Origin of the sequence: Aliivibrio sp. S4MY1 (genome assembly GCF_028765545.1) — a bacterium.
Taxonomy (GTDB): domain Bacteria; phylum Pseudomonadota; class Gammaproteobacteria; order Enterobacterales; family Vibrionaceae; genus Aliivibrio.
The window spans coordinates 1-24072 of sequence record NZ_JARACP010000004.1 but is presented as its reverse complement, the minus strand read 5'-3'; the positions used below and the strand labels follow the sequence as shown (position 1 = coordinate 24072).

General features: G+C 40.1%; 26 protein-coding genes. 11 read left to right on the top strand and 15 right to left on the bottom strand.

Going from position 1 to position 24072, the window contains the following annotated elements:
- Nucleotides 1-24 precede the first annotated feature (24 nt).
- Together ilvM and ilvG are read right to left on the bottom strand one after the other, a co-directional pair.
- The gene (gene ilvM, locus PVK71_RS05635; protein WP_061030392.1) at nucleotides 25-270 is read right to left on the bottom strand and encodes an acetolactate synthase 2 small subunit; all 246 of its coding nucleotides are present in this window, start codon (nucleotides 268-270) and stop codon (nucleotides 25-27) included.
- Entirely contained in the window at nucleotides 270-1916 is a 1647-nt protein-coding gene (gene ilvG, locus PVK71_RS05630; RefSeq protein WP_130045743.1) for an acetolactate synthase 2 catalytic subunit, read from the bottom strand. The genes ilvM and ilvG overlap by 1 nt, the downstream gene beginning before the upstream one ends.
- A gap of 405 nt (nucleotides 1917-2321) precedes the next feature.
- On the opposite strand from ilvG, the gene PVK71_RS05625 reads away from it, so the two are divergent.
- Together PVK71_RS05625 and PVK71_RS05620 are read left to right on the top strand one after the other, a co-directional pair.
- Complete coding sequence (locus PVK71_RS05625) at nucleotides 2322-3848, top strand: YifB family Mg chelatase-like AAA ATPase (protein ID WP_274420155.1); 1527 nt, start codon at nucleotides 2322-2324, stop codon at nucleotides 3846-3848.
- Nucleotides 3849-3946: 98 nt separating this feature from the next.
- Complete coding sequence (locus tag PVK71_RS05620) at nucleotides 3947-4810, top strand: acyltransferase (protein ID WP_207216144.1); 864 nt, start codon at nucleotides 3947-3949, stop codon at nucleotides 4808-4810.
- Nucleotides 4811-4846: 36 nt separating this feature from the next.
- Here PVK71_RS05620 and PVK71_RS05615 read toward each other — a convergent pair whose 3' ends face one another.
- The 5 genes from PVK71_RS05615 to PVK71_RS05595 all read right to left on the bottom strand — a co-directional run bounded on the left by PVK71_RS05615 (nucleotide 4847) and on the right by PVK71_RS05595 (nucleotide 8719).
- Entirely contained in the window at nucleotides 4847-5446 is a 600-nt protein-coding gene (locus tag PVK71_RS05615) for a thiol:disulfide interchange protein DsbA/DsbL (protein ID WP_208846113.1), read from the bottom strand.
- A gap of 44 nt (nucleotides 5447-5490) precedes the next feature.
- The gene (locus tag PVK71_RS05610; RefSeq protein ID WP_274420158.1) at nucleotides 5491-6474 is read right to left on the bottom strand and encodes a serine/threonine protein kinase; all 984 of its coding nucleotides are present in this window, start codon (nucleotides 6472-6474) and stop codon (nucleotides 5491-5493) included.
- A gap of 57 nt (nucleotides 6475-6531) precedes the next feature.
- Complete coding sequence (gene ccoG, locus PVK71_RS05605) at nucleotides 6532-7950, bottom strand: cytochrome c oxidase accessory protein CcoG (RefSeq protein ID WP_274420160.1); 1419 nt, start codon at nucleotides 7948-7950, stop codon at nucleotides 6532-6534.
- Nucleotides 7951-8160: 210 nt separating this feature from the next.
- A complete protein-coding gene (locus PVK71_RS05600; RefSeq protein ID WP_130045738.1) occupies nucleotides 8161-8424 on the bottom strand; it encodes a YihD family protein in 264 nt (87 codons plus the stop codon).
- Between the two features lie 127 nt (nucleotides 8425-8551).
- Nucleotides 8552-8719, bottom strand: coding sequence for a hypothetical protein (locus PVK71_RS05595; RefSeq protein ID WP_130045737.1), 168 nt, complete (start codon nucleotides 8717-8719; stop codon nucleotides 8552-8554).
- A gap of 241 nt (nucleotides 8720-8960) precedes the next feature.
- Here PVK71_RS05595 and PVK71_RS05590 point away from each other — a divergent pair, with 241 nt between their 5' ends.
- Nucleotides 8961-9749, top strand: a complete 789-nt coding sequence (locus tag PVK71_RS05590) for a sporulation protein (protein WP_274420163.1) — start codon at nucleotides 8961-8963, stop codon at nucleotides 9747-9749.
- Between the two features lie 121 nt (nucleotides 9750-9870).
- Complete coding sequence (trhA, locus tag PVK71_RS05585; protein WP_274420165.1) at nucleotides 9871-10518, top strand: PAQR family membrane homeostasis protein TrhA; 648 nt, start codon at nucleotides 9871-9873, stop codon at nucleotides 10516-10518.
- Between the two features lie 78 nt (nucleotides 10519-10596).
- Here the strand turns inward: trhA and PVK71_RS05580 are convergent, their stop codons facing one another.
- The 5 genes from PVK71_RS05580 to def all read right to left on the bottom strand — a co-directional run bounded on the left by PVK71_RS05580 (nucleotide 10597) and on the right by def (nucleotide 16353).
- A complete protein-coding gene (locus PVK71_RS05580) occupies nucleotides 10597-12042 on the bottom strand; it encodes a TrkH family potassium uptake protein (RefSeq protein ID WP_274420167.1) in 1446 nt (481 codons plus the stop codon).
- A 2-nt stretch (nucleotides 12043-12044) separates the two neighbouring features.
- Nucleotides 12045-13421 carry a Trk system potassium transporter TrkA gene (trkA, locus tag PVK71_RS05575; RefSeq protein ID WP_130045733.1) on the bottom strand — a complete coding sequence of 459 codons (1377 nt, stop codon included), beginning with the start codon at nucleotides 13419-13421 and terminating at the stop codon, nucleotides 12045-12047.
- 24 nt (nucleotides 13422-13445) lie between these two features.
- The gene (gene rsmB / locus PVK71_RS05570; protein ID WP_274420169.1) at nucleotides 13446-14726 is read right to left on the bottom strand and encodes a 16S rRNA (cytosine(967)-C(5))-methyltransferase RsmB; all 1281 of its coding nucleotides are present in this window, start codon (nucleotides 14724-14726) and stop codon (nucleotides 13446-13448) included.
- A gap of 104 nt (nucleotides 14727-14830) precedes the next feature.
- Nucleotides 14831-15778, bottom strand: a complete 948-nt coding sequence (gene fmt / locus PVK71_RS05565; protein ID WP_274420171.1) for a methionyl-tRNA formyltransferase — start codon at nucleotides 15776-15778, stop codon at nucleotides 14831-14833.
- Nucleotides 15779-15843: 65 nt separating this feature from the next.
- Nucleotides 15844-16353, bottom strand: a complete 510-nt coding sequence (def, locus tag PVK71_RS05560; RefSeq protein ID WP_122033472.1) for a peptide deformylase — start codon at nucleotides 16351-16353, stop codon at nucleotides 15844-15846.
- Nucleotides 16354-16470: 117 nt separating this feature from the next.
- Here def and PVK71_RS05555 point away from each other — a divergent pair, with 117 nt between their 5' ends.
- The 4 genes from PVK71_RS05555 to PVK71_RS05540 are packed head-to-tail and all read left to right on the top strand — an operon-like array spanning nucleotide 16471 to nucleotide 19705.
- Nucleotides 16471-17541, top strand: a complete 1071-nt coding sequence (locus tag PVK71_RS05555) for a LysM peptidoglycan-binding domain-containing protein (protein WP_274420174.1) — start codon at nucleotides 16471-16473, stop codon at nucleotides 17539-17541.
- A 14-nt stretch (nucleotides 17542-17555) separates the two neighbouring features.
- The gene (gene dprA / locus PVK71_RS05550; protein ID WP_274420192.1) at nucleotides 17556-18659 is read left to right on the top strand and encodes a DNA-processing protein DprA; all 1104 of its coding nucleotides are present in this window, start codon (nucleotides 17556-17558) and stop codon (nucleotides 18657-18659) included.
- A 2-nt stretch (nucleotides 18660-18661) separates the two neighbouring features.
- The gene (locus PVK71_RS05545) at nucleotides 18662-19135 is read left to right on the top strand and encodes a DUF494 family protein (protein WP_130045727.1); all 474 of its coding nucleotides are present in this window, start codon (nucleotides 18662-18664) and stop codon (nucleotides 19133-19135) included.
- 9 nt (nucleotides 19136-19144) lie between these two features.
- Entirely contained in the window at nucleotides 19145-19705 is a 561-nt protein-coding gene (locus tag PVK71_RS05540; protein WP_274420177.1) for a DNA topoisomerase family protein, read from the top strand.
- Nucleotides 19706-19751: 46 nt separating this feature from the next.
- On the opposite strand, the gene PVK71_RS05535 is transcribed toward PVK71_RS05540, so the two are convergent.
- The gene (locus PVK71_RS05535; RefSeq protein ID WP_274420179.1) at nucleotides 19752-20864 is read right to left on the bottom strand and encodes a 5-(carboxyamino)imidazole ribonucleotide synthase; all 1113 of its coding nucleotides are present in this window, start codon (nucleotides 20862-20864) and stop codon (nucleotides 19752-19754) included.
- Between the two features lie 2 nt (nucleotides 20865-20866).
- Nucleotides 20867-21352, bottom strand: a complete 486-nt coding sequence (gene purE, locus PVK71_RS05530) for a 5-(carboxyamino)imidazole ribonucleotide mutase (protein ID WP_005421516.1) — start codon at nucleotides 21350-21352, stop codon at nucleotides 20867-20869.
- Between the two features lie 199 nt (nucleotides 21353-21551).
- Between purE and PVK71_RS05525 the strand changes: the two genes are divergently transcribed.
- The 3 genes from PVK71_RS05525 to PVK71_RS05515 all read left to right on the top strand — a co-directional run bounded on the left by PVK71_RS05525 (nucleotide 21552) and on the right by PVK71_RS05515 (nucleotide 23265).
- A complete protein-coding gene (locus PVK71_RS05525; RefSeq protein ID WP_274420182.1) occupies nucleotides 21552-22109 on the top strand; it encodes a Sua5/YciO/YrdC/YwlC family protein in 558 nt (185 codons plus the stop codon).
- Nucleotides 22110-22180: 71 nt separating this feature from the next.
- Nucleotides 22181-23002, top strand: coding sequence for a shikimate dehydrogenase (gene aroE, locus PVK71_RS05520; RefSeq protein ID WP_130045723.1), 822 nt, complete (start codon nucleotides 22181-22183; stop codon nucleotides 23000-23002).
- Complete coding sequence (locus PVK71_RS05515; RefSeq protein ID WP_274420185.1) at nucleotides 23002-23265, top strand: DUF1488 domain-containing protein; 264 nt, start codon at nucleotides 23002-23004, stop codon at nucleotides 23263-23265. The genes aroE and PVK71_RS05515 overlap by 1 nt, the downstream gene beginning before the upstream one ends.
- On the opposite strand, the gene PVK71_RS05510 is transcribed toward PVK71_RS05515, so the two are convergent.
- Nucleotides 23258-23803: a gamma carbonic anhydrase family protein gene (locus PVK71_RS05510; RefSeq protein ID WP_274420187.1), complete on the bottom strand. Its 546-nt coding sequence runs from the start codon at nucleotides 23801-23803 to the stop codon at nucleotides 23258-23260. The two genes, PVK71_RS05515 and PVK71_RS05510, sit on opposite strands and share 8 nt — an antisense overlap.
- Nucleotides 23804-24072 lie beyond the last annotated feature (269 nt).

The window sequence follows — 24072 nt, the reverse complement described above, 5'->3', positions numbered from 1 at the left end:
CATTAATCCTTTAAATTTTTAATCTTATGCGCGATTCAAGGTAGATACATGAACCGCGGTAATATCCCAAAGTTTTTCAATTTGATTGGTAAGAAGGCTGATTGGACGATCGCTTTCTACGATAATTTCGATAGCCGCAACACCACTGGCTTGGTTTTGAGTCGCTAATACTTGTTTGATAGCAAAACCACGGTGGCGAATAACACGTAATACACGCTCTAGTAATACCGGCTTATCAGTGGCTTCAATTTCTAAAATATAACGTTGCATTATTCACCCTCTACCATGTCTTGATTTGCTGCGCCTGGCGGAACCAATGGCCACACATTTTCTTCTTCAGAGATCAGTACGTGTAATAAATACGCGGTCTTGCTTTCAAGCATCTCTTTTAAGGCTGGCTCAACTTCTTCTTTTGTCGTGATGGTTTTACCTGGAATATCAAATGCTGCAGCCAGTGCAACAAAATCAGGGTTATCATCTAGAATCGTCTCACTGTGGCGACCATCAAAAAATAGTGACTGCCATTGGCGAACCATACCTAGACGTTGGTTATTGAGCAGTACCATTTTTACGGGAATTTGTTTGCGTTTGATGGTTCCAAGTTCTTGAATATTCATCATGAACGAACCATCGCCTGAGATCAGAATGGATTGATCATCGGGACGAGCCACTTTAGCGCCCATTGCCGCAGGTAAGCCAAAACCCATGGTGCCGAGACCAGCAGAAGTTAAGTAATTCTCAGGAGCACGTGGTTGAATATGTTGCGCTGCCCACATTTGGTGCTGGCCAACATCGGTAGCGACAATTGAGCTATCTGGCATCATGTCAGATAACTGCTTTAATAACAGCGGAGCGTAGATTAGTTCACCGGGATGATCATAACGCCATTTAAATTCAGTACGCAGCGCTGATACATGATCTAACCAAGGCGTTAAATCTTGAGAGGTATTTAACTGCGGTAAGATGGCATTAATATCGCCACGTAATGTGGAGTGAGCGTGACGAAGTTTATTGAACTCTGCAGCATCAATATCGATATGAATGACTTTGGCGTGGGGAGCGAAGCTTTCTAGCTTTCCTGTTACACGATCATCAAAACGAGCACCGACAACAAGCAATAGATCGGACTCTTGAACGACAAGGTTAGCAGCCTTAGTTCCGTGCATTCCTACCATGCCTAAATAGTATGGGTCATGACGCTCAATTGACCCTAACCCTTTAAGCGTACTAACAGAAGGCATTGGATTGTGACGTAAAAATTCACGAACAGAATCAGTAGCATGAGCAAGTTGCACACCACCACCAACATATAATACTGGTTTAGCGCTGTTTTTTAGTATCGCTTCAGCAGCTTCAATACTCTCTGGTGACGCAACAGGAATTGCTGGTGGTTGAAAGTGAGGAAGCGTCGTTACAGGCGCTTCAGCAACCTGAACATCTTTTGCTATATCAATAAGAACCGGGCCGGGACGACCTGTTTTAGCCACTTCAAACGCTTCTGCAATAACAGGAGCGAGTTCATTGATATCAGTAACAAGGTAACTGTGCTTAGTACAAGAGAGAGACATCCCGATGACATCCATTTCTTGGAAAGCATCAGTACCGATTAAATGACTGGCAACTTGACCTGTAATAGCGACAAGAGGAATGGAATCAAGCATGGCATCAGCAAGGCCGGTAATGAGGTTAGTAGCTCCTGGTCCAGACGTCGCTAAGCAAACAGCCACGTCTTTTGTTGAGCGAGCCATTCCGATAGCTGCCATTGCTGCACCTTGCTCATGACGGCACAAGATATGTTCTACACCACCATCGTACAGCGCATCATAAATAGGCATTATTGCGCCACCGGGATACCCAAAGACTGTTTTTATTCCTTCATCTCTTAAGGCTTTTACTACTAACTGTGAGCCATTCATACACTATCGCTCCCTGCGTGAGTGGTTGTTTCTCTATTCTTGCACATCATGTGCTCCCATTTCTTCCTGAATCTATAAAAAAACCCCCTTGCTTGTAAGCTTGGGGGTTTTAAGTGTGCGTTGCTATTGCGACTTTTTGCTCACTCATCCCCGCGCGGTGACTAGAATCACCACGAGAATGTTAATAATTAGAATATTCAGTTGAGCAACAAAAGTCATTTAATCTGTCCGTAAGCGTGTTTTTTTTGATAATTCGTTACATTAACTTAGTGGTAACACAGACATGGCTCTCATGACAAGAAAAAACTCTCATTTTATTCACAATTCTCGTTCATTTAGCGCTTATATATAACAAATCAATAAAAAGCGTCGAAATAGTCGCTTTATAAATCATTGGGTAGGGAAATGGGATTAGCAATAATACACAGTCGAGCATGTGTTGGTGTTGAAGCACCAGAGGTAACGGTTGAGGTTCATATCAGTAATGGAATGCCGGGATTTAGTTTAGTTGGATTACCTGAAACCACAGTTAAAGAAGCGAAAGATAGGGTAAGAAGCGCCATTATTAATGCTAACTTTGAATTTCCATCAAAGCGGATCACGGTGAATTTAGCTCCGGCGGATTTACCTAAAGAAGGAGGGCGGTTTGATCTTCCGATTGCGCTTGGCATTCTTGCTGCTTCAGATCAAATACCAGAAACGAAATTGGATGGGTATGAGTTCGTGGGAGAACTTGCTCTTTCTGGTGAGTTGCGTCGAGTAAAAGGCGTGTTACCCGCAGCTTTAGCCTCATTAAAATCTAATCGGTGCTTAGTGGTTCCTGATGAAAATGGTGATCAGGCTGCGTTGGTTGGAAAAGATATCCATAAATCAGCCCCTCATTTGTTATCGGTGTGCGGTTTCCTTTGTGGGCAGCAGCAACTTGGATTATTAACGTCTGAAAAAATAGAACAAGAAGTGGAGGCAATGGAGCGAGATCTACAAGATATTATTGGCCAACAACAAGGTAAACGAGCGTTAGAAATCGCTGCAGCAGGAGGTCATAATTTATTGTATCTCGGTCCTCCTGGGACAGGCAAAACCATGCTGGCTTCTCGCATGAGTGATCTATTACCTGAGATGACCAATGATGAGGCATTAGAAACTGCGGCTGTGGCTTCATTAACTCATCAAAATATTACAGAATCTAATTGGCGATCGCGTCCCTTTCGTTCTCCGCATCACTCTAGCTCTATGGCCGCGTTAGTTGGTGGTGGTTCGATACCAAGACCGGGAGAGATCTCGTTAGCCCATAATGGGATTCTATTTTTAGATGAAATGCCGGAATTTGAGAGAAAAGTGCTCGATTCATTGCGTGAGCCTTTAGAGTCAGGCGAAATTGTCATTTCTCGTGCAGCGAGTAAGACACGGTTTCCTGCTCGTTTTCAATTAGTAGGTGCATTAAATCCAAGTCCTACGGGCTATTACGAAGGTAATCAAACTCGTACTAATCCGCAGCTTATTTTGCGCTACTTAAATCGTATATCAGGTCCGCTGCTTGATCGCTTTGATATGTCTTTAGAGATCCCTTTATTACCTAAAGGAACCTTAACGGAAGGGGGAGATAGAGGAGAATCAACTCAAACCGTGAAAGAAAGAGTGATTTTAGCTCGAATGCGAATGCTTAAACGCAGTAATAAAATTAATGCCTTATTGGGTAGTCGAGAAATAGAACAGTATTGCCCATTACATAAAGATGATGCGGCTTTTTTAGAGAATACGCTACATCAGTTAGGCCTTTCTATTCGTGCTTATCATCGGATCATTAAAGTAGCGAGAACGATTGCTGATTTAGCGAATGAAGAACATATTCAACGTATTCATTTAGCCGAAGCGGTAGGTTATCGCGCCATGGATAGGCTTTTAAAGCAACTGACAGCACAAGCGGTTTAAGGTCACTTATGCTGATACGGATAAAACTTATTAACAATATTAAGTGAGGCTTGTTATTATATGCGCAATTTTCACTCTGTTAATAAATGAAGAACCCTATGTTTGCTAATATTCGACTGGTTATCAGTGTTTTGCTTGTTATGCTTAATACAGCGTTAACCTCTTTAATTATCAGCTTTTTTGCTGTGATTAAGTTACTTCTTCCTGTTGCTATCGTAAAAAAAATCACAGTATCTATGGCAAACAAAACATTATGGGGTTGGGCAACACTAAACCTATGGATGCTTAATATTAACAATACTATAGAGTGGAAAATTGAAGGTGGTGAAAGCTTATCTCAAGATAACTGGTATTTATTGCTTTCGAATCATGTGAGTTGGGCTGATATCGTGATTTTATCTTCAGTAATGAAAGATAAGATCCCAATGACTAAGTTCTTTTTAAAGTATGAATTACTTTATGTCCCTTTTGTCGGTTTGGCGTGTTGGGGGGCTGATATGCCATTCATGCGCCGAGATCCTGAGCGTCGTGAAGATGATTTTAATGCGATAAAGAAGTCGTGTGAAAACTTCCGAGCAGTACCAACAACCGTGGTTAACTTTGTTGAAGGGACTCGTGCAACGCCTGAAAAATTACTGGAAGCTCGAACGCCTTATCAGCATTTATTTAAGCCTAAGATTGGTGGCATTGCTTTTACGTTATCTGCGATGGGAGAATTGTTTGATGGTATTGTTGATGTGACGCTTGCGTATCCAGAGAACCAAAATTCGCCATTTATCGATATGTTGCAAGGGAAATTAACTAAAGTCGTTGTTCGTATTAATTTGCATCCTAATGATGAAAAGGTAAATGGAGACTACTTTGGTGATAAGGCCTTTAAGCGTGGCTTTCATAAGTGGGTAAATGACTTATGGAAAGAGAAGGACGACTATCTACAAGGTGTTCTAAAAAATAAAGAATAAAAAAAGGGAGCGAATTATCGCTCCCTTTTTTGTGTCTTATTTCTTTAGTAGCCAGTTTACTAACTCGTAGTATTCTTCAGCACTTTGAACTTTACCTGTTTCAACAAGGTATTTGTTGTTAACAATAACCGCTGGAACGCCTGTTAATCCGCTGTCTTGAAATGCTTTATCAAAACGGTTAACCATAGAGTTAATTGCAAAACTATTGTAAGTACCATCGAAGTCATTTGCATTTACACCTTCATCTAAGAAGATCTGGCGAATTTCTTTTTCGTTACGTGGTGGCTTATTCATAGTATGAATACGGTTGAAGAAAACAGGAACCATTTTATCTTCTACACCCAGAGATACCATGGTTGCATAGGCTTTACTCATTGATAAACCCATTGGTCCACCCATAAATGAAACGTGAGTTTTCTTAAATGTCGCATTGTCAGGCAGTGTTTTCTTTAAACCCTGAATAAGAGGTTCGAAGCTACTGCAGTGTGGGCAGTAGAAAGAGAAAAATTCATTTACTGTTGGTGTTTTTGACTCAGGTAGGTCAAGAACTCTATAGTAATCACCTTCTGTAAAGTTTGCTGCGTTTACTGAAAAACTCAGTACCAAAGCACCAAACAGTGCCATCATTTTCTTCATCATGTGTAACTCTCTCCAATCCATTTGTGGTTAGTATTATAATTTTACCATTGAGGCATCAGTTCTAAAGGTGCATCATTTAATGCTGCAATTTGCTCTTTAAATCCGAGTACTTGGCTTTCCCAGTATTTTGCGTCGGCAAACCATGGAAATGCAATAGGAAAAGCCGGATCTTTCCAACGTTTTGCAAGCCATGCCATGTAGTGCACCATTCGTAGACCGCGTAAAGGTTCAATTAGTTTCAATTGGTTAGAATCAAAGTCACAAAATTCGGAATAAGACTCTAATAAAATATCTAACTGAATAAGCTTATCTTGTCGTTCGCCATTCAATAACATCCATAAATCTTGTGCTGCTGGCCCATTTCTCGCGTCATCTAAATCAACAAATAATGGACCATCGCTCCATAAAATATTACTTGGGTGACAATCGCCATGCAGACGAATCGCCTTGCTTGGTTGCCAATGTTGTTCGATTTGCTTGATCAACATATCCATATCAGAAAAAAAGCTGTTTTCTAAATGAGAGGGTATGAACGAGCTGTTTTCTAATAGTTTTCTTGGTTGGTATAAATACTCATCCAAACCAATTGTTGGGCGGTGTTGAAACAGTTCAGATTCACCAACTTTATGAATACGGCCTAAAAAGCGCCCAACCCATTCAAGTTGGTCAAAATTATCCACTTCAAATGTACGACCACCCAAGCTATCAAACAAAGCAAACCAGTAACCATTGGCAAAGTGAAGTGTTTTACCATTAATCTCAAGCGGGGCTGCGATAGGGATATCTTGCTGAACTAATTGTCTAGCAAAGAGGTGCTCTTCTAATATTTGGGCTTCAGACCAACGCTGAGGACGATAAAACTTCACGACATAACGGCGTCTTTCTTCATCAGTAAATTGATACACCCGGTTTTCGTAGCTGTTTAAAGCAAGAAACCCTGATTCAGCGCGAATACCAATATCAGCTAACGCATTCCATAATAAATCAGGGGTAAGCGTGCTGAAATTAAAGGCATGTTCAGTCATAGTTATTCTCAAATAAAAAGGGCTCATGGCGAGCCCTTTGATCCAGTAATAGAACGATTATAGCTTTTTAAAGAATCGACTTTCAGCTTTTATCGCTTGGCCATCAGAATTGGTAATTTTAAATTCAATGGTGGTAATGGTTTTGCTTAACTCAGTGTCTTGTGCACCCAAACTCATTGGTAAACTTAATACTTCACCAGCATTGACGTTAACGCTTTGTTCTCCGTACCAAGTCAGGTTGTTAATACCGGTAACTGATAGTTGATATTCTTGGCTCTGTTGAGTCTTATTTATAATTTTCAACGTGTAAGTATTTTCAATTAAACCGGTGCTATTAATGCGAGAAAGTTGGTTTCTATCTCTTAATACATCAAGTCCCATTGGTTCTACAGAGGTTATTTGAGTAAAGAAAAGACCCATCATCAATAGCATGACAAGGCCATAACCGATCAATTTTGGACGCATGATATGAGTCTTATGACCTGCTAATTTATGCTCAGTGGTATAGCTAATAAGATCTTTTTCATAGCCCATTTTATTCATGGTCTCATTACACGCATCAATACAAGCACCACAGTTAATACATTCATATTGTAAGCCGTCACGAATATCTATGCCGGTAGGACAAACTTGAACGCATAAATTACAGTCTATGCAATCACCTAGCCCAAGGTTTTTCGGATCTTTTTTACGAGATCGTGGGCCTCTGGTTTCACCGCGTTTAGGGTCATAACCGACAATATAAGTGTCTTTATCAAACATGGCTGATTGGAATCGTGCGTAAGGACACATATGCAAACAAACGATTGAGCGCATCCATCCTGCATTTCCATAAGTACAACCAGCAAAGAAAATAACCCAAAATGCAGGTAGAAAATCACTATTGAAGGTAAAGAAATCAACAATAAGTTCTTTTACCGGTACAAAATAACCAACAAAAGTGATGCCTGTTGCTATCGCAATGGCTACCCATGCAAAGTGTTTAAGTGCTTTTCGAAGAAACAAGTTTGATGTCATTTTCATTTGGTCTTGTTTGCGACGTTTATTGGCGGGGCCCTCTAGTTTTTCTTCAAACCAGATATACATGAATGTCCAAACGGTTTGTGGGCAGAGGTATCCGCACCAAACTCGGCCTAAAAAGGTGGTAATAAAAAAGAGACTAAAGGCGGCGATAACAAAGAGAAGCGCTAATAATGTCAGATCTTGAGGGAATAAAGTCGTACCAAAAAAGTTAAATTGTTGGCTACCAATATCCAGTAAAATCGCTTGACGATCTCCAAAAGAAATCCACGGAGTAAGAACAAAGAGTGCTAATAAAAACCAAGCGCCATAGCGGCGTAATTTTTGAAATGTCCCTTTACTCTGACGAACGTAAATACCTGAATTGGGATTGAAACGATCACTACTGGATTTATGTGTTTTGGGATTGAACTGTTTTGGAGTCACATCTTTGATGTCGATTTTATCCTGACTCATGATTCTTCCTAGTTATTTTTATGAGGTATCCCAACAATGGTTTTATTGAGCGGAACCATTTCAAGGTTGGTGATATTAAGACATTGCGACTGAATTATAGCTTGATGTGAGTTATGAATACGTTGGAAGGTTCAAAGTTAGTTAAAAAAGTGTGTTTTATTTGATAGGAAATCGATCTGGTTTATTGCAAACCAGATCGAGATAATGAGGTTATAGCAGGCCACGCGCTCTTAATATTGCTGTTTTAAAGTCGTCTTCTTGGTCTTTTGCAAGACCTGGGATCATTTCATCTTTTTCACTATTGCGCATTTTTAGGTGATAGATAAGAACATCATCAGTCAGATCTTCTAGTTTACCTTCGTATTTTGTTTCTTCAGCCAGTTTCGTAATGAACTGCATTAAGTTCAATTCTGGTTCTTTTTGCCATTCTGGGTGAATTAATTCGATAAGTTCATTAACGCGGTGACATTTCATTGAGCATTCTCCTTATTTTTATTAAGGAGAAGTATAGCTAAGTTAGGGTGGGGAATGAAAGTGATATGTCGAAGAGTACATCATGATGCAAAAAGAAAAAGCGCAACCCATAGGCTACGCTTTTAAATTAAGCCGCACATGAAACATCAGCTTGAGTTTCTTTTTTCTCGGAAATTACAAGAGTCATTTCTGGTACGTTCTTTTTCGTTGCAACTACTTTTACAAAGTGGCTGCGACGACGATCCACACTGTGCGTTGAAGCAGAGCGTGAGAACCTGACAGTCATAGGACGCATTGGTTATCTCTATAGTCAGGCACTTCCATGGCCAAATTAATGACCTAACAACTTATGAGTTACATCAAGGTGAACTCTATTTAGCTTTCGCCAATCCAAATAAGTCATCAGGGATATGTGTTCATAAAACACACAGTAAGAGTATCATAAACTGTCAATTAGTCGAGGTACATCTCAACGTAATTATGAATATTACGTAATACTATGTTGATAGATATATGCGTGGCAGAGGAGAGTAACCATGTCCTTTTTTAAGAAAACATTAGCATCGTTAGGTATTGGTTCTGCCAATGTCGATACAATTATTCATCAAGAAGTGTTAATTCCAGGCCAAAAGGTTCAAGTTACTATTGAAGTAACAGGTGGAGCAACAGAGCAGCATATTGATAATATTGATTTGAAATTATGCTGCCAATATAAAAAAGAAGTGAAGCGCAACCGTGATAACGGCTCTCGAACTGAAGTGATAAAACAAGCTCATGTGTTAGCTGATTGGAGCTTACCTTATGCGTTTACTATAGAGCCTAAGCAAGAACGAAAGTTTGAGCTTGAGTTGGATCTTCCGTTAAATACACCTGTCACTATTGGTGATGCCCACGTGTGGGTTCAAACAGGGTTAGATATATCTCTTGGTTTAGACCCAAAAGATAAAGATCCTATTACCGTTCGGCCCGATGATTTATTTGATGGTGTTCTAACGGCATTAGAAACAGAAGGATTACGAATTCGCCAGGTTGAATGTGAATATGTTAAAGGGTTTGAGTTGCCTTTTGTTCAAGAATTTGAGTTCGTCCCGTTCGATGGGCCTTATCACGGTCGCTGGCGAGAGCTTGAAATGATAGCTCACAGAGCCAAGGATGAGCTGCAATTATGGTTTGAGATAGACAGAAGACATCAAGGTGGGGCTTTGGGACTACTATCATCAATGCTTGGACGTGGTGAGTTAAAAAGACAATTAAGCTTATCTACGTGCTTAACTCCGGAAGAGGCGGGAAAGCAAGTTATTGATTTCTTAAATCAAACGACCTAATAGTTTATGCGCTATCAGTGTCACTTGTTATTCAAATAAAAAATGATACATTTAAGCTTACAGTTGTACGCTTAAATGTGTCATACTTATTTCATCGAGCAATCACTCTATGAGATAAATTATGTCCACTTCTGCCACTTATTCAAAAAAAGAAGAATTAGCCAACAGTTTAAGTCATGCATTAGGGATGGTGTTTGGTGTTGTTGCTTTAATATTACTATTAGTAAAAGCAAATGCTGCGGATGCTGATTGGTTAACCATAGCAAGTATGTCTGTTTATGGCGCCAGTATTATTTTACTTTTTCTAGCGTCGACGCTTTACCATTCTATTGCTGCACCAAAAGCGAAAAGGTTATTAAAAACCTTAGATCATTGCGCTATCTTTCTTTTGATTGCCGGTAGTTATACACCTTATTTATTAGTGAGTTTGAGAACACCATTGGCGTACTGGTTAATGGGTGTTATTTGGGCTATTGCGCTTATCGGCATTATTGGAAAAATTGTATTTGTATATCGATTTAAAAAATTGTCGTTAATTACCTATCTCATCATGGGGTGGTTATCAGTGATTGCTGTGTATCAATTGGTTATTCATATCGATATTAATGGCGTTATTTTGTTAGGGCTTGGTGGGGTAATTTACTCTTTAGGGGTTATTTTTTATGTCGCGAAGAAGATCCCATATAACCACGCTATTTGGCATTTGTTTGTGTTAGGTGGCTGTATTACTCAATTTTTATCGATTTATTATTATGTAAAGCCTGTTTAGAAATAAAAATGGCCTAGTAGAAATACTAGGCCATTTTTCATTGTTACTGCGTTATTCGTTAGTGAGTTAAATTTAGTATTAACCCTTCCAAAACGCCGGAAAGAACAGTACAAGCACTGTTAGGATTTCCAGTCGTCCCATTAACATACCAATGCTGAGTATCCATTTGGCACTGTCTGGTAAAGTCGCAAAGTTTCCTGTTGGACCTACAATATGCCCCATTCCCGGCCCTACGTTAGCAACAGCAGTAATGGCACTTGTGATACTGGTAACAGGATCAAGACCTAAGCTACCTAGTAATGCAGAAATAACAATAATGGTGAGGAAGAAGGTAAACACCAAGGCAACGACAGAACGTGCTATATCGTCAGTAACAGGGCGTCCATTGTAGCGCTGAACAAAAATACCTGATGGGTGAATTAGCTTCATCATCTGCTTATTCAGCATTGTCGCTGCAATTTGAAAACGGAAGATTTTTATCCCACCAGCAGTCGAGCCTGAGCAAGCGCCTGCCATCATAACAAAAGCAAAAATAATCGCAGGGAATGCCCCCCACGCCGTAAAATCATCCAAACCAAAGCCTGTTGTGGTTATCACTGAAATGATATTAAACACTGACACGCGTAACGCATCCATAACGGCATAGTCATTATGGAGAACAAGCCAAATCGCAACAGATAAACTGGTAATTAAAACAAGTTTGAGAAAACCAACTACCTGAGCATCTTTAAATAATACTTTTGGGTCTCGTTTCTTCAATACTTGAATAAACAGTAAAAAAGGCAATCCGCCTGCAAACATAAAGAAAGCTGCAACCCAGTGTGTGCTATTAGAGAAACGGTTCATAGAGCTGTCTGATGTTGAATAGCCCCCAGTGGATAGCGTTGTGAAGGCATGATTTATGGCTTCAAATGGCGTCATTCCTGTCACTAAGTAACTTAAGAAACATAATAGGGTTAAACTTAAATACACACTGACGATGTATTTAGCGACGTATTTGGTTCTTGGTGCACTTTTATCTGACCAATCGGACGATTCTGTTTGGAACAGTCGCATACCACCAACATTTAGCATTGGAAGAATAGCAACCGCCATTACAATGAATCCCACTCCGCCAAGCCATTGTAGCGTTGATCGCCATAGTAAAATGCTGGGCGCCATATCATCCAAACCACTGAGAACCGTAGAGCCTGTTGTTGTTATTCCTGACATGGTTTCAAAGTAGGCATCAGTAAAGCTGATATGGTTGATGAAGACAAATGGTAATGCAGCAAAGGCACTGGCAATGGTCCAGACTAATGTGGTGATAAGGAACATATCCCGCACGTTCATTTTAAACTGTTTACTGCGGCCAAAAGTTAAACAAGCAAATGCCACTATATGAGTAATAGCAACCGCTTGTCCAAACTCGATGAAACCGCCGGTACCAGTGAAAAGAGCGACGAGTGTTGGGATATACATAAATAGGGCAAGTTTAGATAAAACAAGCCCTATTACGAATAGGATCGGTTTGTAGTTAACCATAATTATAAGAAGAACGGACTCGGTTGGAATAAGCGTTCGACATCCTGAACGTATTTCTTATCCACAAGGAACATAACAACGTGATCATCCTGTTCTATCACGGTTTTATCATGGGCAATGAGCACTTCTTCACCACGAACAATTGCGCCAATGGTTGTGCCTGGTGGGAGTTTGATGTTTTGAATCTCTTTGCCAACCACTTTCGATGTTGTTTCATCACCATGAGCAATGGCTTCAATCGCTTCTGCTGCACCACGACGAAGAGAAGATACATTTACGATATCAGCACGACGAACGTGTGTTAATAGCGCTGAAATGGTCGCTTGCTGTGGAGAAATGGCGACATCAATCACGCCTCCTTGTACCAAGTCGACATAAGCGCCACGTTGGATCAGGACCATGACTTTTTTTGCCCCCATGCGTTTTGCAAGCATGGCTGACATTATGTTGGCTTCATCTTCATTGGTTACAGCAATAAAGACATCCACTTGGTCGATGTGTTCTTCACTCAATAATTCTTGATCGGCGGCATCACCACAAAAAACGATACTTTCTTCAAGTAACTCAGATAATTCTTCAGCGCGTTTCATATTACGTTCAATCAATTTCACGCTGTAATTGTGCTCTAAACGTCGCGCAAGGCCTGCACCGATGTTACCGCCACCAACGATCATTATTCGTTTGTATGGGCGCTCTAAGCGTTGCAGCTCACTCATTACTGAACGGATATGGTTACTTGCTGCAACAAAGAAAACCTCATCATCGGCTTCGATAACGGTGGTGCCTTGAGGACGAATAGGACGACCTTGTCGGAAAATAGCAGCAACGCGAGTATCAATATGTGGCATATGATCTCGAAGTGCAGATAACGCATTCCCAACGAGAGGGCCACCATAGTAGGCTTTTACTGCCACTAAGCTGACTTTTTTCTCTGCAAAACTAGCCACTTGAAGCGCACCTGGGTATTCAATTAAACGTTCAATATATCCCGTCACTAATTCTTCAGGTGCAATTAAGTGATCAACAGGAATCGCGTCTGATTGGAACAGGCGATCTTTTTCTTTTAAGTATTCAGGTGACCGAATACGAGCAATACGGTTTGGGGTATTAAAGAGCGTAAATGCTATCTGACACGCAATCATATTGGTTTCGTCAGAATTGGTTACCGCAACCAGCATATCGGCATCTTGTGCCCCAGCCTCTCTCAAGGTGTCTGGATGACTGGCAAATCCTTGAACAACACGAAGGTCATATTTATCTTGTAACTCACGCAGTCGCTCCGAACTCTTATCAACAACGGTAATGTCATTGTTTTCGCCCACCAAGTTTTCAGCCAGTGTGCCGCCAACCTGCCCTGCACCTAAGATTATGATTTTCATACCGCTTGCTCGCTCGTATATAGGTTATGCTTTTTGTAGAACAGCGTAGTAGAAGCCGTCCATATTCTCTTCACCAGGAAGAATTTGACGTCCTGGTTTCGCAGGATCGGTATTGTCTACTAAAGAGGCATTTTTTGTGCGCTCTAAAAAGGCTTTTACTTGGTCACAGTTTTCTTGCGGAGTGATTGAACACGTCGCATACACCATGGTGCCGCCAGATTTTAACTGTAGCCACATCGCATCAAAGATTTCACTTTGCAGCTCAGCCAGCGCTTTAATATCTTCAGAACGGCGTAGCCACTTGATGTCTGGGTGACGACGAATAACACCAGTTGCAGAACAAGGCGCATCTAATAAAATGCGGTCAAATTGCTCACCTTTCCACCACTCTTCAGGGTGACGAGCGTCGCCACAAATAACTTGTGCTTTAAGGTTTAAGCGCTCTAAGTTTTCATAAACTCGTTTTAAACGTGTTTCATCACAGTCAATCGCAACCACATTGGTATTTTTTGTGCGCTCTAAAATGTGAGCTGTTTTACCGCCTGGCGCAGCACAACAGTCTAAAATTAACTCGCCATCTTGAGGCTGTAGATATTCTGCCGATAATTGCGCTGCAGCATCTTGCACAGAAACCCAACCTTGCTCAAAGCCTGGTAGTGTATATACATCGCGTGCTTTATCTAATAATAATGCGTCTGTTGCTTGGCTGTGTGGAGTCACTTCAATCTCTTCTTTTTCAAGTAGAGCTATGTACTCATCACGAGTGTGGTGTTGACTGTTAACACGTAACCACATTGGTGCTTTACTGTTATTGGCTTCAACAATATTTTCCCATTGCTCTGGGTAGGCTTGTTGTAGCATTTTCAATAACCAACCAGGGTGACCGTATTTACCAGAATCATGACTTACTGATTTCGCATCCAATTCTTCTTGGCTACGTTGATAGTTACGTAGCACAGCGTTGATCAATCCACTCAGTTTTGGACCTTTTAAATTCTTTGTGCCTTCAACCGTTTCAGCTACAGCTGCGTGTGCAGGAATACGCATGAAACTCAGTTGATAGATACCAACAAGAATTAGATGATGGAATACTCGTTGTTTTCCCTTTAATGGTTTATCCATCAATGATTGAGCAACAGACTCTAAACGAGGAAGAAAGCGCAGTACGCCATAGCAGATCTCTTGCAGTAAAGCCTGATCACGAGGTTTGATCTCAGATTGAGCTTTTGGAAGCGCTGAAGAGAGAGAATGACCCTGATCGACAACTTGATAAATAACTTTGGCTGCCGCAGCACGAACGTTCATGTCATCACCTAAAATATGGTTGGCAAAAATAAAAAGGCAAATATGATATTTGCCATTTAAAAAGTAAGGTGGCAATTATGCCACCTTTTTATATTTTTGAAGAATTAGTTAAGGGTATTACCCACTTCAAACCATTCTTTGCGAGAGTTCAAAATATCTTGAACGCCCATTGCTTTTTTTCCAGGAACTTGCAGTTGTTCAAATACAATGGCATTTGAGCCAGTGGCAACATAAATTCCTGTTTTATCTGCTTGAATGATGGTGCCTGGCGTTGCATTTCCTGCGTATTCTTCAACACGAGATTGCCACACTTTAATGGCTTTATCTTCAACAGAGAAGTGACTCATTGGCCAAGGATTAAAAGCACGAACACAACGTTCAATCGCTTCTGCATCCATTGTCCAATCAATCTTAGCTTCTTCTTTGCTGAGTTTTTTCGCGTAATTAGCCTGTTCATCGTTTTGCTTTTCAGCAACAGCAGTGCCGTCAGCAATCGTCGATAAACATTCAACAAGAGCAACAGGACCAAGTTCAGCCAATTTATTGTACATTGACGCACTGGTATCTGTTGCTTCAATTGGGAGTGTTGCAATGCTTAGCATGTCGCCAGTATCTAAACCAATATCCATTTGCATAATGGTTACGCCTGTTTCAGCATCACCAGCCCAAATGGAGCGTTGAATAGGAGCTGCACCACGCCAGCGAGGAAGAATAGAACCATGAACATTAATGCAACCCTGTCTTGGTGTATCTAACACCGCTTGTGGTAGCAATAAGCCATAAGCAACCACAACCATTAAATCTGCATTTTGGTCAGCCAGTTCTTGCTTTGCTTCGTCACTCTTAAAGTTTTCAGGCTGGAACACTGGGATATTGTGCTCAAGCGCCAATTCTTTAACTGGACTCGCAGTTAGCTTTTTACCACGACCTGCAGGACGATCTGGTTGAGTGTATACGCCTATCACTTCATGGTGAGAGGAGATAAGTGCAGATAAATGGCGAGCGGCAAAATCGGGCGTGCCCGCAAAAATAATGCGTAATGGTTTATTCAAGTTGACCTCGGTATCTCTAATATCAATCCAAATAAATAGCTTAGTAGTTATTTGGATTGTTATGGCTAGTTTTTAGCGTTGAATTTTTTGATCTTCTCTAACTTTTCTTTGATGCGCTTACGCTTTAACGGCGATAAGTAATCAACAAAAAGTTTGCCATCAAGGTGATCTAATTCGTGCTGAACGCAGATAGCTAATAAGTCATCAGCATCAAAGCTAAATTCTTTGCCATCGCGATCAAGAGCCGTTACTGATACTTCTGCAGAACGAGGAACCATTCCTTTTGCGCCAGGAACAGATAAACAACCTTCTTCAATACCATCATCGCCACTTTTTTGTGTGATTACTGGGTTGATCAAAACCATTGGTTCATCGCGTGTGTCAGATACGTCGATCACAACAATACGTTGGTGAAAATCAACTTGTGTCGCAGCAAGGCCAATACCTTCTTCGTCGTACATGGTTTCAATCATGTCGTCGATGAACTTTTGGATTTCAGGTGTTACTGCTTCTACCGGTTTTGCTACGGTGCGTAGACGATCGTCCGGAAACGTTAATACTTCTAATAAAGCCATAATTACTCTAAATGTTGAACTGCGCCGAAAACGGCATAAACCTAATAGCTCCAATTCTAGACATTTTATTGAGCAAATGACAGCATCGGTTGGTATGTCTGACAAGGAAAGCGGACCATGTTAAAAAAAACACTCATTTTTTCATCATTAATTAGCGCTATTTTATTTTCATCACCATCAATATCAAGTGACGATAAACTGGTTTTAAAACAAGATTATCCAGAGCAATATACCGTTAAGAAAGGGGATACTCTCTGGGATATTTCGGCATTATTCTTAGATAGTCCTTGGTTTTGGCCAAAATTATGGAAAATTAACCCCAGTATAAATAATCCTCACTTAATTTACCCAGGGGATGAATTAACCTTAACTTGGCATAATGGAAGCCCAGTATTAAGTCTTAAGCCGCTTAAGAAATTGTCGCCTAAAGTGCGTAAGGTAGTGAAAGAGCCTGTCCCTACATTACCGACTAGCTTAGTCGTGCCCTATTTACAGTCCGATCGTTTGATTGACGACATAAATTATGAAACGTCTTACCGAGTGCTAGGAACTAGTGACGGTCGTAAATTTTTAAGTGCAAGTGAAAGGGTGTACGTGGATGCTGAGTTATCACATAAAGAATGGGGCATATACCGAGTCGTTAATGAGTTTTCGCGTAAGGACGATAAAGCCTCATCTTATGCTCTTCGTCTTGTAGGTGTTGCAGAGTTAGCTGAAAGAAATGAAGGAATGAGCGGGTTAAAAATCATTAAACAGCAGCAAGAAATTGCAATTAACGATGTGGTTTTACCTATTTCTTCTGATGAAATAAAAACAGAATTAACGACAACTTTTTATCCCCAGCCTGCACCAATAGATATTGATGTATCCATATTAGGTTCAATTGATGGTGGAGAATACTTAGCGGTTAATCAAGTCGCGGTGATAGATAAAGGAAGTAATGACGGCTTATTGCAAGGAAGTATGTTTTCTTTGAGAGAGAAAGGAAATATTGTTAATGGTAATAAAGGCGAGTATTACTATGAGACGGATAAAGACACCAAGAAAAAAGGTATTCAACTGCCTCAGACTGAAATTGGTGAGTTAATCGTTATTAGACCTTATGAAAAATTTAGCTTAGCACTCATCACAAAAAGTGAAATGCCAATACACAAAGGCGTTATAGCCGTGTCTCCTAATGAGGAATAAATAAAGTTATGCCCATTTCTGAAGATCATCTATCGGCTTGGTTAACTTTATGCTTTTGTCCTAGAGTAGGTGGGAAGGTAATGTCTCGTTTACTCAGTGTCGATTCAGTTGAAAATATTCTGCAATACAATAATGAGCAGTTACAAGCTTTAGGCTTATCTCTATCTCAAATTACTTATTTAAAACAGATGGGGAATAAGCAAGTTGAGAGCTGTTTGAATTGGCAAGCAAAGAGTTCTGATCATACTATCTTGCCATTAACCGATCCTAGATACCCTAAGTTGTTGTCTGAGATTAGTGCTCCACCTCCTGTACTTTTTGTTAAGGGCGATGCGTTGTGTTTGTCTGAACCACAAGTTGCGATAGTTGGGAGTAGAAATGCCAGTCTTGAAGGATTAGATTGCTCTAAAGAATTTGCTCGCTCAATTGTTCAACATAATTATGTTGTAACCAGTGGTCTTGCGTTAGGTGTGGATGGGTATGCACATCATGGTGCAATAGAAGCAAAAGGAAAAACCATTGCTGTTCTTGGTTCTGGACTAGAAAAGATATACCCAGCTAAGCACCGAGCCTTGGCTCAGCGAGTGAGTGAAAATGGCGCCTTGGTTTCTGAGTTTAGACCTGACACACCACCAAGAGCTGATAATTTCCCCAGGCGAAATAGGATCATTAGTGGACTCTCGACGGGTGTATTGGTTGTTGAAGCTGCTGAGCGTTCAGGATCGCTGATTACAGCAAGGTATGCTAATGAACAAGGTCGAGAAGTCTTTGCACTTCCAGGGTCGATTCAAAACCCTACGGCTCAAGGATCAAATAGCTTAATTAAAGCAGGAGCAAAACTGGTTTCATCTCCAGAAGATATTTTTGATGAAATTGGGGCTTTAACTGAATGTGCAATATCTCACCAACCGTCCTTATTCGATCAAGAAGTTATCACAGAACAATTGCCATTTCCTGAAGTGTTCGCTACCGTAGGCAGTGAGGCGACGCCTGTTGATATAATCGCAGAGCGGTGTCAGATGCCTGTACATGAAATCATGATGCAATTACTTGAATTAGAGTTGCAAGGTTTCATCGCTGCAGTCCCAGGGGGTTACATTAAAAAGCGGAGGGGCTAGCCATGATGGATGTTCTTATGTATCTATTTGAAACATATATCCATAGTGATGTTGAACTAAACGTAGAACAAGAAAAACTTGAAGAAGAATTATTAAAAGCAGGCTTTCACCAAGAGGCTATTTATAAAGCACTTGATTGGTTAGAAGACTTAGCTCGTCTACAAGAATCGGACTCTTATACGCACATAGAACCAAGTACATCAACGTCAATGCGCGTGTATACTCAACAAGAAATTGATGGAATTGACACTGCTTGTCGTGGTTTTTTACTTTTTTTAGAGCAAATTAAAGTACTGACAAGTGAAACGAGAGAAATGGTCATCGAACAGGTAATGGCATTAGAAACAGAGGATCTTTCTTTGGACGATTTGAAATGGGTCGTGCTAATGGTGTTGTTCAATGTTCCAGGTCAAGAGAGTGCTTATACGCAGATGGAAGAGCTGCTTTATACTGCAGATGTAGGCATTACGCATTAAGGTTTTTGAATGTCTGGGAAAATAGATAAGCAATTATTTCAAGCTCACGAACACGCGCTAGAGCATCAAAGTTGTCCGGAATGTAGCGGTGAACTTATGATCCGTTATGGTAAAAGAGGTCCATTTTTGGGGTGCCAAAATTATCCTGAATGCGACTATATTCGCCCATTAAAAAGTAATGATGGTCATATAGTTAAAGAGCTGGGAATCCCATGTCCTGAGTGTGAAAATGAGTTAGTATTAAGGCAGGGTCGATATGGCATGTTTATCGGTTGTTCTACTTATCCCATATGTACGCACATTGAATCGTTAGAGCAGAAAAAGGAAGAGCCAAAAGAGTTGATTGAATGCCCGAGTTGCAAAAAAGGCTTATTGCATGAAAAACAGTCACGTTTTGGTAAATCATTTTATGCGTGTGATGCTTATCCGGCCTGTCGTTTTGCTGTTAATTTAGAACCGCAACAAGGGTGTTGCCAAAAATGTGGTTTTGAATTGCTGCTAAAAAAAGAAACAGCAGTAGGGGTTCGAGTTATTTGTGCAGATAAAAAGTGTGCCGAAGATCAGAGCTAAGCAGAGTAACTTAATCATCAGTATTAAGTTACTCATTATTTAAGATCTAAGAAAGGGCTTTAAAGGCTTGTTTATCTAAAATATTCGCAAGTTTAGAAAGCTCTTTTTGTAGCATATCAGGGGACTCAGCACATACATTGATATGCCCCATCTTCCTACCTGCTCGCTTCTCTTTTCCATACCAATGAATATGACAATTCGGCATTGTTAATATTTCATCTGGTAAGCTATCTTCACCTAAAATATTAATCATCGCTGTTGAGCGAAGTAATTCATTACCCGTTAATGGTAAGTTGCATACTGCTCGAATGTGCATTTCAAATTGGCAAATATCAGTACCTTGCTGAGTCCAATGTCCAGAGTTATGAACTCGTGGAGCGATTTCATTTACAAGTAACTTTCCGCCTACATCGAAAAACTCAATAGCAAGCACTCCGATATAATTAAGCTCATCTGCGATAGCGGTAAACATGCGATCGGCTTGTTCTTGTAACTCACTGGTGCCTTCTAATGCGGTTGATAAAGCCAGAACTCCATCGACATGAACATTTTCCGTCAGTGGGTAAGTCACCATTTGACCGTTTTTATTACGAGCACCAATAAGTGAAACTTCACGGTTAAATGGAATAAATTGTTCAGCAACCATGGCTTGATCTGGAGAGTTTTTGATTAGCTCATCCATTTCTTCCCAAATAGAATCAATTTGAGATAGATCTTTTAAGCGCCATTGACCCTTTCCATCATAACCACCTAAGGCACTTTTCAAAACCATAGGGATCCCGACAGTATCGATAGCATTAAGAAAGTCTTGTTTGGTATTGATGATATGGTATTTGGCGTTTGCAACATGAGCATTGTCTAATAACTTTTTCTCAAGACGACGATCTCCCCCCGCCTTTATTGCATCAGGCGTTGGTTGGAATTTTCCACTAATACTGCAAATATCTAGAATATGATGAGGAATATGTTCAAACTCAGCGGTAATTACATCAACATTGTTTATCGCTTGCTCTAATGATAAATCAATAGTTTGTTGGGTTAATGGATGTACAATTTGTTGGCTATTAACATCATAAGCGATCACATCAATATTCAGTGGAGCACTAGCTAAAGACATCATTCGAGCTAATTGACCTGAACCTAAAATAAGAACATTCATGATTAATCCTCTGATGGATCTGGGTTCTCTAACACCATTTCAGTTTGTTCTTTACGGAAAGCTTCAACCGCAGCCATTACTTCTTCGTTTGATGTTCCAATGATTTGAGCAGCAAGAATACCCGCATTAGCAGCTCCCGCCTCACCTATCGCAAGCGTACCAACAGCAATACCTTTTGGCATTTGCACAATTGAAAGCAATGAATCCATTCCTTTAAGTGCGCGAGATTGTACTGGAACACCTAAAACAGGAACGCTTGTGAATGCAGCTGCCATTCCTGGAAGGTGTGCAGCGCCGCCTGCTCCTGCGATAATTACTTTAATGCCACGATCTTTTGCTTGAGTTGCATAATCGGCAAGTAATTGAGGAGTTCTGTGTGCAGAAACTACTTTTGTCTCATAAGGCACATTAAAGCGGTCAAGCATCTCAGCGGCCAGTTTCATTGTTGGCCAGTCTGATTTTGAACCCATGATAATACCGACTTTCATTGTGAACTCCTTAAATAAAGATATTGGCAATATAGAAAAGTTATCTGCATTATACGGTTATTTTTTATTAAGGAAAACGTTTGCGTAAGGAAATGCTCAACTTATTAATGATTGATGACAATTCAAAAAAGGAAAGCGGTTGTGTGATTTGAGTAGATCAATAGAATAGATACAACATATAGAAGAGAGTGGTATTAATGTGAAGAATCTAAATCAAGTCGTAGAGGCCTTGAACATAGGGAATGTTATCGCTTATCCGACCGAAGGTGTTTTTGGTGTTGGTTGTGATCCTGATAATGAGCAAGCCTTGCTAAAATTGCTAGATGTAAAACAGAGACCAAAAGAAAAAGGGTTAATCTTAATTGCAGCATCTATTGAACAACTATTACCTTATATCGATTTAGAACAATTAACAGAAGATCAAGTCAATGCCATTAAAGCGTCATGGCCTGGTCCTGTCACTTGGATTGTTCCTGTTAAAGAAACCACATTATCTTTAGTTACTGGGCAGTTTAATAGTATTGCTGTCAGAGTAACGGGTCACTCTCAAGTGAAAGCTATTTGTAATGCATTCGGTAAGCCTATTACTTCAACCAGTGCTAACCTTTCAGGATTAGAGCCTTGTCGAAGTGTTGCCGAAGTTGAAGCTCAACTAGGAAATACAGGTGTGGTCATTTTTCAAGGGGAAGTGGGTAATCGCACTCAACCAACCGAAATTCGTGATGCGAAAACAGGTAATACGCTACGCCAGGGGTAATGCATCAATGATAGGTTTAAGGTAAGGTTACTAACATCATTTAGCGCTTTCATTGCAGGGAATATTTTCACATGGATAAGTATGCCGTTTTTGGTAACCCGGTTAAACACAGTAAATCACCTTTTATTCATACCTTATTTGCTCGTCAAACAATGCAGAATTTAGAATATTCAGCAATTGAAGCACCCATAAATGGTTTTGTTGAGTCAGTGACCGCGTTTTTTTCTCAACAAGGGAAAGGCTGTAATGTAACGGTCCCTTTTAAAGAAGAAGCATTTCAGTTTGTCGATCAATTAACCGAAAGAGCAAAACTAGCAGGAGCCGTAAATACACTTAAAAAATTGGATGATGGCATTATTTTAGGTGATAACACAGATGGCGAAGGGTTAGTTCAAGATTTATTGCAGTACCAAGTACCTTTAGAAGATAAACACATTTTATTAATTGGTGCTGGTGGCGCAGCTCGTGGTGTCATTCTTCCTTTATTAAAGCAAAACCCAGCTTCTATTACGCTTGTTAATCGAACTTATGAAAAAGCAAAACAACTTGCAGGGTTGTTTTCTTCTTATGGAAGGATAGAAGCAAAAGAGATGAGTGACATTAATAAGAGTTTTGATGTCATTATTAATTCAACATCTGCAAGTTTATCTGGAGAGCTTCCTCAAATTGATCCTGTTATATTCTCTGGTGGTGCGATTAGCTATGACATGATGTATGGTTCAGGAAAAACCATCTTTAACCAATGGGCATTAGAAAACGATGCTTACCAAGCTTATGATGGGTTAGGTATGTTAGTTGGTCAAGCTGCAGAAAGTTTTACTGTGTGGAGAGGGCTACGTCCAGGCAGCAAACAAATTTTACGCGAATTACGAAAAAACTTAGAAGGTATGTAATGAATCAATCGATTCTATTTTCAGATGATTTAACCGTAGATCTGGATAACCAGTGTGTGCGTTTTTCAGCACAACAAATGGGAAACTTAATTAATTGTTTGGTTTCATTCTCATGGCTTGAAGAAGAAAGCGGAGAACCTGTTTGCAGTCAAGAGAAAGCCTGTGAGATTTTTAATCAGTTGCGTTTTGATATTGAAGATACAGCTGAAGCATTGATCGAAGATGAAGAGTTCAATGCTTCAGGAGAAATTGAAATCAGCTAGTTTCTTCTTCTATGTAGTCGTTTTTAAATACAACGTAATTTGATGCTGATTTTTTAAGTGATGCTATTTCCTCTATAGATAGGGGGCGAACTTGCTTAACTGGGCTACCTATATAAAGGTAGCCACTTTCTAGCCGTTTATTTGGTGGAACCAGACTACCAGCGCCAATCATTACATCCGCTTCAATATAAGCGTTGTCTAGAATAATGCTTCCCATTCCAACAAGAACTCGATCTTCAATTACGCAACCATGCAACATGACTTTATGGCCAATAGTGACATCATTACCAATAAGTAATGGGGCTCCTTTTGGGTTTTCTGTATTTTTATGCGTAACGTGCAGAACTGAACCGTCTTGAATATTAGATCTATCGCCGATAGAGATACTATTTACATCACCTCTAGCTACAACCAAAGGCCAAACACTAGAGTTTTGACCGATAGTGATATCTCCAATTAGAACACATGAAATATCTATATAGGTATTTGATCCAATAGTAGGAAAGGTAGATTTATAGCTTCGTAATGGAGAATTCATATTATATGCCCTTAAAATGATAATCAACTGTTAATAGAATGCGTCTTTAAGGCTAATTTAACACTGAATTGTATGGACTTTAACCATAAAAACATAAAATTGGAATATTATTAAAAAAGCCCTTGCTAATGTGATCGAACTCTCTATAATGCGACCTCACTGACACGGAGAGCCCGTCCCATAAGGGGTTAGCAATCTGGTTCAGGATGATGGTTAAAAATTTAGTTTCAAATAAGTACTTGACACAGGAACTTAAATGGATAAAATGG

What these genes read in the sequence shown, in the direction of transcription:
- ilvM (WP_061030392.1), bottom strand. Translation starts at nt 270, where the DNA reads ATGCAACGTTATATTTTAGAAATTGAAGCCACTGATAAGCCGGTATTA.
- ilvG (WP_130045743.1), bottom strand. Translation starts at nt 1,916, where the DNA reads ATGAATGGCTCACAGTTAGTAGTAAAAGCCTTAAGAGATGAAGGAATA.
- PVK71_RS05625 (WP_274420155.1), top strand. Translation starts at nt 2,322, where the DNA reads ATGGGATTAGCAATAATACACAGTCGAGCATGTGTTGGTGTTGAAGCA.
- PVK71_RS05620 (WP_207216144.1), top strand. Translation starts at nt 3,947, where the DNA reads ATGTTTGCTAATATTCGACTGGTTATCAGTGTTTTGCTTGTTATGCTT.
- PVK71_RS05615 (WP_208846113.1), bottom strand. Translation starts at nt 5,446, where the DNA reads ATGAAGAAAATGATGGCACTGTTTGGTGCTTTGGTACTGAGTTTTTCA.
- PVK71_RS05610 (WP_274420158.1), bottom strand. Translation starts at nt 6,474, where the DNA reads ATGACTGAACATGCCTTTAATTTCAGCACGCTTACCCCTGATTTATTA.
- ccoG (WP_274420160.1), bottom strand. Translation starts at nt 7,950, where the DNA reads ATGAGTCAGGATAAAATCGACATCAAAGATGTGACTCCAAAACAGTTC.
- PVK71_RS05600 (WP_130045738.1), bottom strand. Translation starts at nt 8,424, where the DNA reads ATGAAATGTCACCGCGTTAATGAACTTATCGAATTAATTCACCCAGAA.
- PVK71_RS05595 (WP_130045737.1), bottom strand. Translation starts at nt 8,719, where the DNA reads ATGCGTCCTATGACTGTCAGGTTCTCACGCTCTGCTTCAACGCACAGT.
- PVK71_RS05590 (WP_274420163.1), top strand. Translation starts at nt 8,961, where the DNA reads ATGTCCTTTTTTAAGAAAACATTAGCATCGTTAGGTATTGGTTCTGCC.
- trhA (WP_274420165.1), top strand. Translation starts at nt 9,871, where the DNA reads ATGTCCACTTCTGCCACTTATTCAAAAAAAGAAGAATTAGCCAACAGT.
- PVK71_RS05580 (WP_274420167.1), bottom strand. Translation starts at nt 12,042, where the DNA reads ATGGTTAACTACAAACCGATCCTATTCGTAATAGGGCTTGTTTTATCT.
- trkA (WP_130045733.1), bottom strand. Translation starts at nt 13,421, where the DNA reads ATGAAAATCATAATCTTAGGTGCAGGGCAGGTTGGCGGCACACTGGCT.
- rsmB (WP_274420169.1), bottom strand. Translation starts at nt 14,726, where the DNA reads ATGAACGTTCGTGCTGCGGCAGCCAAAGTTATTTATCAAGTTGTCGAT.
- def (WP_122033472.1), bottom strand. Translation starts at nt 16,353, where the DNA reads ATGGCTTTATTAGAAGTATTAACGTTTCCGGACGATCGTCTACGCACC.
- PVK71_RS05555 (WP_274420174.1), top strand. Translation starts at nt 16,471, where the DNA reads ATGTTAAAAAAAACACTCATTTTTTCATCATTAATTAGCGCTATTTTA.
- PVK71_RS05545 (WP_130045727.1), top strand. Translation starts at nt 18,662, where the DNA reads ATGATGGATGTTCTTATGTATCTATTTGAAACATATATCCATAGTGAT.
- PVK71_RS05540 (WP_274420177.1), top strand. Translation starts at nt 19,145, where the DNA reads ATGTCTGGGAAAATAGATAAGCAATTATTTCAAGCTCACGAACACGCG.
- PVK71_RS05535 (WP_274420179.1), bottom strand. Translation starts at nt 20,864, where the DNA reads ATGAATGTTCTTATTTTAGGTTCAGGTCAATTAGCTCGAATGATGTCT.
- purE (WP_005421516.1), bottom strand. Translation starts at nt 21,352, where the DNA reads ATGAAAGTCGGTATTATCATGGGTTCAAAATCAGACTGGCCAACAATG.
- aroE (WP_130045723.1), top strand. Translation starts at nt 22,181, where the DNA reads ATGGATAAGTATGCCGTTTTTGGTAACCCGGTTAAACACAGTAAATCA.
- PVK71_RS05515 (WP_274420185.1), top strand. Translation starts at nt 23,002, where the DNA reads ATGAATCAATCGATTCTATTTTCAGATGATTTAACCGTAGATCTGGAT.
- PVK71_RS05510 (WP_274420187.1), bottom strand. Translation starts at nt 23,803, where the DNA reads ATGAATTCTCCATTACGAAGCTATAAATCTACCTTTCCTACTATTGGA.